Consider the following 8360-nt stretch of genomic DNA (forward strand, 5'->3'; position numbering starts at 1 on the left):
ACCCTGTACTCTTTATTTAGTCGTTTATCTCGAATAATTGGGCGTAGTTATCAGCCTTGAATCCAAGATGAATTTGATTGCCGATCTTTAAAACCGGACGCTTAATCATGGAATTATTACTCTGAATAAGAGAAATAGCTTTTGCGTTGTCGATATCGCTTTTGTCCTCATCGCTTAGCTTGCGCCAGGTTGTACCACGCTTATTGATTAGTTGATCCCAAGGCACCTGGCTAAGCCAATCTTCAAGGCTTTGCTCATCAATGGCTGTCTTCTTATAGTCTTGAAATTCAAAATCAATGTCATGCTCTTCCAGCCACGTTAGTGCCTTCTTCATGGTATCGCAGGCTTTAATTCCGTAGATTTTTACTGTGCTCATTGTTTTACCTTGTACAAAAACTATTTGTGGAAAGAGTGCTAAAGAGATTCAACGAATTCACGAATTCGAGTTGCCGCTTCGATGCACTCTTCTTCACTGGCAACCAAGGCCATTCTAATTCTATTTTTACCCGGGTTTAGATCATTAACGGTACGAGATAGATAGCTGCCCGGAAGCACGGTGACATGCTTTTGCTGATATAGCTTTTGAGCAAACTCTTCATCCGATATCGGTGTCTCTGGCCAAAGGTAGAAGCTCGCATCACTTTGCTTGATGTTCAGTACCGGGCTTAAAATTTCAAGAACTGCCTCGAACTTTCGTTTGTAGGCTTTACGGTTCTCTTGTACGTGAGCTTCATCGTTCCAGGCTTCAATGCTTGCTAACTGGTGTTGAATCGGCATTGCGCAGCCGTGATAAGTTCGGTATTTCAAGAAGCCTTTTAACAAGTCTGCATCACCTGCAACAAATCCTGAGCGTAGGCCGGGCAGGTTTGAGCGCTTTGACAAGCTATGAAAGACAATACAACGCTTATAATCATCTCTTCCTATTTCGGCGCAGACCTCTAGCAAACCAGTCGGAGCTTGGTCTTCATCGCAATAGATCTCCGAATAGCATTCGTCCGATGCAATAATGAAGTCATGCTTGTCGGCTAGTTTTATGAGCTTTTTAAGCGTTTCAGCGGGCGTGACAGCGCCTGTCGGGTTGCCCGGAGAGCACATGAACAGAATCTGGCAGCGGTCCCAGGTACTATCGGCGACAGAGTCGTAGTCGGGAATGAACTGGGAGCTCTCAAGTGTAGGTAGTAGTTCAAGCTCAGCCCCTGCAAGATAGCTAGCGCCCTCATAGATCTGATAAAAAGGATTAGGGCTCAGCACTAAAGCTTGATTACTGGCTTCTCTATCGATGACCGCCTGAGTAAAAGAAAAAATTGCCTCTCGTGTGCCGTTTACCGGAAGAATATTATCTTCGCTGCAAAGAGTGCCGGGCTTTAGATTAAAGCGTTGTGTCGCCCAGTTTGTCATGCTCTTTCGAAACTCAGGTAACCCTTTTGTGCTTGGGTATATTGCGACTTTGCCTAGGTTATTGGTGATGCTGTCGAGCACAAACTGCGGAGAAGGGTGCTTCGGTTCACCAATAGACAAGGGAATAGCTGAATAATCTGCTGATGGTGTTACTTGCCCGAGCAGTGCTTTAAGCTTTTCAAAGGGATAGGGCTGAAGTTTATTCAAGTCTGGGTTCATGAGGTTATTTCTACCTGCTCATCTAGAAGTGTACATATGTCGTGCTGTAAGGCCTCGCAAATCATTGCGTCACTAAGCGGTTGACCGTCTGTGTCGGTAATGAAGAAAACGTCTTCTACTCGCTCGCCCAAGGTGGCAATACGTGCATTGATCAATGATAAATTATGCTTTAGAAGTGCTTGGCCAATACGAGCGAGTAGGCCGGGTCGGTCGGGTGTTACAACCTCCATTACGGTACGCTGATTAATCATGTCATTGCTGAAAGTCACTTCAGTCGGGAAGGCAAAATGCTTCAGTTGGCGTGGTGTGCGCCGGCTGATTATCTCAGGGTAATCTTCCGGGTCATCGAGTTCTTCAATCAAGCGTGACCGAACTTGCTCTTTTCGTTCTACATCGTTTGCTAAGGGCATGTTGTGTGCATCAGTTACAATAAAGTGGCTCAAATTGAACTCACCTCTCGATGCACTGATACGGGCATTTAAGACGTTGAGATTCAGTTGCTCAAGTACCGCAGTTGTTGCAGCAAATAGGTCGTCTTTTGAGCGGACGTAAACCATAATATGGCTGAAACCGTCACCTTGCTTGGTTTGGGTGTCGCGAATGATGATGAGCGGCTCACTTGAGTTGCCATGATTAAGTACTTCAGAGATTTGCCAAACGATGTCGGCGGTTGAGTCTTGAAGGAAGTAGTCGTCTTCAAAGGACTCCAATAAAGCATCAATCTCTGGTGTGGTGTAGCCACTATCGATGAGTAAGGTGCGGACTTCGCGTTTAGTGGCTTCTATCCAGTCATTGCGATCAACAGGCTTATCTGTGCCGCGACGTATTGCGCGCCTGGTTTCGATATATAACTGCTGCATCAGTGTCGCGCGCCAGCTGTTCCACAAGGTGTGATTGGTCGCAGAAATATCACAGACAGTCAAAATATATAAGTACTCAAGGTGAGTAAGGCTAGGAATTAGTTGCGCAAACTGATGAATAACTTCAGGGTCATCAATATCTTTCTTCTGCGCTGTCATAGACATTAGTAAGTGGTTTTCGACCAGCCAGGAAGTGAGTCGTGTATCGCGCTCGCTAAAATGATGGTTCTGACAGAAGTTTTCAACATCGATGGCGCCAAGTTCGGAATGGTCTCCGCCTCTCCCTTTAGCAATGTCGTGATAGATACCAGCAGTATAAAGGATTTCACGTTTAGGGATATAACGGTATAAACGACAGGCAAGTGGAAACTCTTTTTTTGCCTCAGGGTAGTCAAGATGAATCAGGTTCTTGATAAGCTGAATCGTATGCGCGTCAACTGTATAGCAATGAAACAAGTCATGCTGCATTTGGCCGATGATCTGTCCAAACTCAGGTAAGTAGCGGCCCAGTACATTGTACTTAAGCATGGCGTTTAAGGTTTTATGAAGGTCGTGCGGTGTGCGCAGTATCTCCATAAATAAGCTTGTGTTAGCCAGGTCGTTTCGGAAACTGTCATCAATAAGATATTGATGTTCACGGATTTGACGAATTGTCGTGGTTTTTATGCCAATGATCTGAGGGTTTTGTGCGAGTAGCAAAAAAATCTCTATCAACGCATAAGGTGAGCGGTCAAAAATATCTTCTGACTTAGCTTCAATATAGCCGTGATTAATTTGGAATCGTTTACCTAGTTCTTGGACACTGTCATCACTCTCGGGGTTTAGATAAAACTCATCAAAGTACTGAAGTATCACGTCAGTAAGTTCGGCTAAACCCAATACGATGCGATAGTAGCGTTGCATCATTTTCTCGACACCGAGCTTTTGCTCGTCATCTTCAAAGCCGAGTATTTCTGCAAGCTTGCGCTGGTGTTCAAATAGCAGTCGGTTTTCGTTGCGGTCGGCAATCATCTGCAGGCCATAACGAAGGGTAAGAAGAAAGGTCTCGCCGCTGACTAGCATGCGGAATTCTTCGTCTGTCAAAAAGTGGTAGCGTGAGCGTGTGCTGGGAGCTTCAGCACCAAAGTGGCGCTTAGATATCCAGGTAATGGTCTGAATATCTCGTAAGGTGCCAGGGGAAGATTTCAGATTTGGTTCGAGGTTGTATTCGGTGCCGCTATATTTCAGGTGGCGTGCACTTTGTTCTTCGCGTTTAGCTAGAAAGTAGGCTTTAGAGGTATAAACTGCGTCGGAATAGACCTTGTCTGAAATAATGCTCAGAAGTTCGGGGTCACCATCGATAGTGCGCGTTTCCAATAGGTTGGTCGCAATGGTGACATCGCTTTTAGCGGCTTCAATACATTCATCAATCGTTCTAACGCTATGGCCGATGTCTAGCTTCAGGTCCCATAATAGTGTGATAAAGTCAGACAGTTTGGTGCCCAGCTGATCATTAATTTCATTCCTTACCAGGATGAGTAAGTCAATGTCTGAATGTGGTTGCAGCTCGCCTCGGCCATAACCGCCAACAGCAATAAGGCTAACATGTTGGTCGAACCCGAAGCGTGCCCATAAACCTTTAAGAATATAATCCATGAGTTTGGATTTAACTTCGATAAGCTGACGGATATCTTCATTTGCCAGATACAGCCGATCAAGGACTTGCTTACTATCTTCCAGGATTGTCCGAACATTCAGGGCTGGTTGTGAGCAAGTACTTAAGTCAGAGACTAATGTTTGCATGTCCAGGCTAGATGCGTGGGTGAACTTTTCGAAGAGCGAGCTGTGTTGCGTCATAGTTTTATCGGCTTGTGCTTAACTTAGCAGACCTTCCTCTTCCTTACGTAAGGTCAGTATTTCACAACCGTCTGAGGTAACTAGCAAAGTGTGCTCCCATTGCGCAGAAAGCTTGTGATCTTTGGTCACGACTGTCCACTCATCTGGTAAGAGTTTGCAGTGGCGTTTGCCTTGGTTAATCATTGGCTCGATAGTAAAGGTCATGCCTTCTTTTAGCTCAAGGCCGGTGCCTGGTTTACCATAATGCATGACCTGCGGCTCTTCATGGAAAACAGCACCAATACCATGGCCGCAATACTCGCGTACTACAGAATAGTAATTGTTTTCAGCATGCTTTTGAATAACAGCGCCAATATCGCCTAGTCTCGCACCCGGCTTAACAAGGGCAATGCCTTTGTATAAGCATTCTTGCGTAATTTTGCATAGCCTTTCGGCAGCAATGCTTCGCTTGCCAATGAAAAACATTTTACTGGTGTCACCGTGGTAGCCATCTTTAATGACAGTGATGTCGACATTTACTATGTCACCACTTTTTAGCACTTTCTTGTCGCTTGGAATACCGTGGCATATGACATGGTTGACCGAGGTGCAGATAGACTTTGGAAAGCCTTTATAATTAAGTGGTGCGGGAATGGCGTTTTGAGTATTAACGATGTAATCATGACATATCTTGTCTAGTTCACCGGTTGAAACGCCAGCAACAACGTGCTCTTCGATCATTTCCAGTACTTCGGCGGCGAGTCGCCCGGCAACCCGCATCTTTTCAATTTCTTCGTTGGACTTGATGGTAACTTTAGTATTCATAACTCGAAAAGAGAGCCTTTTGTCTAGGGGTTGTTATGGTGTCGGGAGAGCATTATAGCGCCATTTGCGACACAGACTTTTATCAAAAATGCGCCGCATTCTACCTCGAAAGGTGAGTTAATTGAATAATTATTGTTATTTGCTGGTGGCTGCTCGATTTATATTGTTAAAGGTTAAACGTAGAATTGAGTGGCCTGGCCTGCTATAAATGTAGGAATGCGCTTTTTATTTTGAAGTGGATATGGTATAAAGCGCACGCAAATTTCGGGAACTCACATCCAGCAGGGTGTCGGTAATCTCGATTGACTTAAATCCGCACACGTTTCGACACATTGATCTGGGTGCTGTGTTCTGCTTCTGCTACGGTGGTTTTGGTTCATGGTTGATTAATGGGACTCGTGGAGGTCTAACCCAAACATATTAAAGGAAAAGAACATGGCATCAGTATCTATGCGTGACCTGCTTAAAGCAGGTGTACACTTTGGTCACCAAACTCGTTACTGGAACCCTAAAATGGGTAAGTACATCTTTGGTGCTCGTAACAAAATTCACATCATTAACCTGGAGCAAACAGTTCCTGCGTTTAATGAATCTTTAGCTTTCGTTAAAAAGCTGTCAGAAGGTAAGAACAAGGTATTGTTCGTTGGTACTAAGCGTGCTGCTGGCAAGATTGTTAAAGAAGAGGCAAGCCGCGCTGGTATGCCTTACGTAAACCACCGTTGGTTGGGTGGTATGTTGACTAACTACAAAACGATTCGTCAGAGCATTCGTCGTTTCCGCGATCTTGAGACTCAAAGCACTGATGGTACTTTTGATAAGTTGACTAAAAAAGAATCTTTGATGCTGACTCGCGAAATGCAGAAGCTAGAGCGTAGTATTGGTGGTATCAAGGATATGGGTGGTCTACCTGACGCATTGGTTGTGATCGATGTTGATCACGAGCGTATTGCGATCAAAGAAGCTAACAAATTAGGTATCCCTGTTATCGGTATCGTTGATACAAACAGTGATCCAGATGGTGTTGATTACGTTATCCCTGGTAACGATGATGCGATCAGAGCTATTCAGATTTATGCAAAAGCTTTTGCTGATGCAGTGCTTGAAGGTTCTTCAAAAGGTGGTGAGTACGTTGAAGTGGCGGAAGAGTCAGCGGCATCTGAAGAAGGCGAAAAAGCAGCAGAGTAATCTTTCTGTAAGCGTTTTCTTATAAAGTGCTCAAGGGTCGGTTTTCCGGCCCTTGTTTTCATTCGTTATTAATAATGCTTCGGTTCTTATTTGGTTGAAGGTGTGTTCCGCTTGCGAACATTTTAGCGCCTTTTGGGCTCAGGTAATGGAAGCAAATTTTTTAATTTTACAGCCGCTTGGGTTGTAACGGTAAAGAGGAATTGACATGGCCGCTATTAGCGCATCAATGGTAAAAGAACTTCGTGAGCGTACAGGTCTTGGTATGCTTGAGTGTAAAAAAGCACTTGCTGAAGTAGACGGTGATATCGAAAAGGCAATTGAAGAGTTGCGTAAGAAAAGTGGTATGAAGGCAGCTAAGAAAGCTGGCCGTACAGCTGCTGAAGGTGTGGTTGTGGCTAAAGTATCTGCTGACAACACTTCTGCAATGTTAGTTGAAATTAACTCTGAGACTGACTTTGCTGCTAAGAACGAAGGTTTCCTTGCGTTTGCAAATAACGTAGCAGGCGCTGCATTTGAAGCAGGTTCTACTGATGTTGCTGGTCTTCTTGATTCAGAGCGTGAAGCTTTGGTTCAGAAAATTGGTGAGAACATTTCTCCTCGTCGTGCTGTTAAGTCTGAAGGTGAAGTTGTGGGTGCTTATGTTCACTCTAACAATCGAATTGCTTCGATTGTTGCGCTTAAAGGTGGTACGCCTGAGTTGGCAAGAGATATCGCTATGCATGCAACAGCGGTTAATCCTCGTGTTCTTAACCCTGAAGATATGCCTGAAGAAGAGTTGAATAAAGAGAAGGATATCATTAAGGCTCAGCCTGATATGGAAGGTAAGCCAGATGCGATCGTCGAGAAAATGATGGGTGGTCGTATTAAGAAATTCCTTAAGGAAAACAGCTTGGTTGAGCAGCCTTTCGTTAAGAATCCTGAAGTTACAGTTGGCCAGTTGGCTAAAGATGGCGGTGCAGAAGTTGTTTCTTTTGTCCGTATCGAAGTAGGTGAAGGTATTGAGGTTGAAGAGGCTGACTTCGCTGCAGAGGTTGCGGCTCAGCTTAAAGGCTAATTTAGTCTGTTTACATGGGTTTGTTAACAGGTAAATGTTGAAAAGATAGTTCCACTTTTTACCAATCCTGATACAATTCCCAACCGTGCCGTATAAGAAGGGTGATATAACCATTTTTCTTATGCGGCATTATTGTATCTGGCAATTGGTTTTTATCTTAAAGTTGTCTGGGGAGTACTTGCTCATCTGGAAAGACTGTTTTTAGTGGGGGCGACTCCCCCGAAATTAAGATACGTCATATGCATATTAAGCAGGTTCTTAACCTGTATTTGTTAACTACGCTTTAAATGCCGAGAGTGATTCATGCCTGTAAATCTCCAGCCAAAATATAAACGAATTCTTCTAAAACTTAGTGGTGAAGCTCTAATGGGCGATGAGGACTTTGGGATCGATCCAAAAGTACTTGATCGCATGGCTTTAGAAATTGGTCAGCTGATTGGTATAGGTGTTCAGGTTGGCATGGTCATAGGTGGTGGTAACTTGTTTAGAGGTGCTGCCCTAAGCCAGGCTGGAATGGATCGTGTTACTGGTGATCATATGGGTATGCTGGCTACGGTTATGAATGCCTTGGCGATGCGTGACGCATTAGAACGATCCAATATATCAACGCGTGTTATGTCAGCTATCCCGATGAGTGGTGTTGTTGAGCATTACGATCGGCGCAGAGCGGTTAGAGATCTTAAAGATGGTGATGTTGTAATATTCAGCGCAGGAACGGGTAACCCTTTCTTTACAACTGACTCTGCTGCATGTCTACGAGGTATTGAGATTGATGCTGATGTTGTATTGAAGGCAACAAAAGTAGATGGTGTCTACAACGCTGACCCGATGAAAGATCCGACAGCCGTGAAGTATGATGCTTTGAGTTATGATGAAGTCTTGGATAAAAAGTTAGGTGTAATGGATCTAACGGCAATTTGTTTGTGCCGTGATCACAATATGCCTGTTAGAGTATTTGATATGAATAAGCCTGGGGTTTTGCGCAGTATTGTAGTGGGTGAATC

General features: G+C 44.3%; 7 protein-coding genes. 3 read left to right on the forward strand and 4 right to left on the reverse strand.

All coding sequences use genetic code 11. The features are described from left to right. Window positions 1-16 precede the first annotated feature (16 nt). Genes A3757_RS11675 through map form a run of 4 tightly spaced genes read right to left on the reverse strand, consistent with a single transcriptional unit; the run spans window position 17 to window position 5117 of the window. Complete coding sequence (locus A3757_RS11675; RefSeq protein WP_068553852.1) at window positions 17-376, reverse strand: ArsC family reductase; 360 nt, start codon at window positions 374-376, stop codon at window positions 17-19. A 38-nt stretch (window positions 377-414) separates the two neighbouring features. Further along, window positions 415-1617, reverse strand: a complete 1203-nt coding sequence (dapC, locus tag A3757_RS11680; protein ID WP_068567534.1) for a succinyldiaminopimelate transaminase — start codon at window positions 1615-1617, stop codon at window positions 415-417. Then, the gene (glnD, locus tag A3757_RS11685) at window positions 1614-4313 is read right to left on the reverse strand and encodes a [protein-PII] uridylyltransferase (RefSeq protein ID WP_082865085.1); all 2700 of its coding nucleotides are present in this window, start codon (window positions 4311-4313) and stop codon (window positions 1614-1616) included. The genes dapC and glnD overlap by 4 nt, the downstream gene beginning before the upstream one ends. A gap of 18 nt (window positions 4314-4331) precedes the next feature. Further along, window positions 4332-5117, reverse strand: coding sequence for a type I methionyl aminopeptidase (gene map / locus A3757_RS11690; protein WP_068553001.1), 786 nt, complete (start codon window positions 5115-5117; stop codon window positions 4332-4334). Window positions 5118-5552: 435 nt separating this feature from the next. Between map and rpsB the strand changes: the two genes are divergently transcribed. From rpsB to pyrH, 3 genes are all read left to right on the forward strand, one after another. Next, window positions 5553-6302 (forward strand): 30S ribosomal protein S2, encoded by a 750-nt coding sequence (rpsB, locus tag A3757_RS11695; protein ID WP_068508230.1) that lies wholly within the window; start codon window positions 5553-5555, stop codon window positions 6300-6302. 205 nt (window positions 6303-6507) lie between these two features. After that, window positions 6508-7356 carry a translation elongation factor Ts gene (gene tsf, locus A3757_RS11700; protein ID WP_068553000.1) on the forward strand — a complete coding sequence of 283 codons (849 nt, stop codon included), beginning with the start codon at window positions 6508-6510 and terminating at the stop codon, window positions 7354-7356. 303 nt (window positions 7357-7659) lie between these two features. Continuing rightward, window positions 7660-8360 (forward strand): UMP kinase (gene pyrH, locus A3757_RS11705; RefSeq protein WP_068739674.1); only part of this gene is annotated, 701 nt, incomplete at its 3' end.

Source organism: Oleiphilus sp. HI0117 (assembly GCF_001635235.1).

Excerpts from the sequence above, each read along its gene's own strand:
- A3757_RS11675 (WP_068553852.1), bottom strand. The coding sequence starts at position 376 with ATGAGCACAGTAAAAATCTACGGAATTAAAGCCTGCGATACCATGAAG.
- dapC (WP_068567534.1), bottom strand. The coding sequence starts at position 1,617 with ATGAACCCAGACTTGAATAAACTTCAGCCCTATCCCTTTGAAAAGCTT.
- glnD (WP_082865085.1), bottom strand. The coding sequence starts at position 4,313 with ATGACGCAACACAGCTCGCTCTTCGAAAAGTTCACCCACGCATCTAGC.
- map (WP_068553001.1), bottom strand. The coding sequence starts at position 5,117 with ATGAATACTAAAGTTACCATCAAGTCCAACGAAGAAATTGAAAAGATG.
- rpsB (WP_068508230.1), top strand. The coding sequence starts at position 5,553 with ATGGCATCAGTATCTATGCGTGACCTGCTTAAAGCAGGTGTACACTTT.
- tsf (WP_068553000.1), top strand. The coding sequence starts at position 6,508 with ATGGCCGCTATTAGCGCATCAATGGTAAAAGAACTTCGTGAGCGTACA.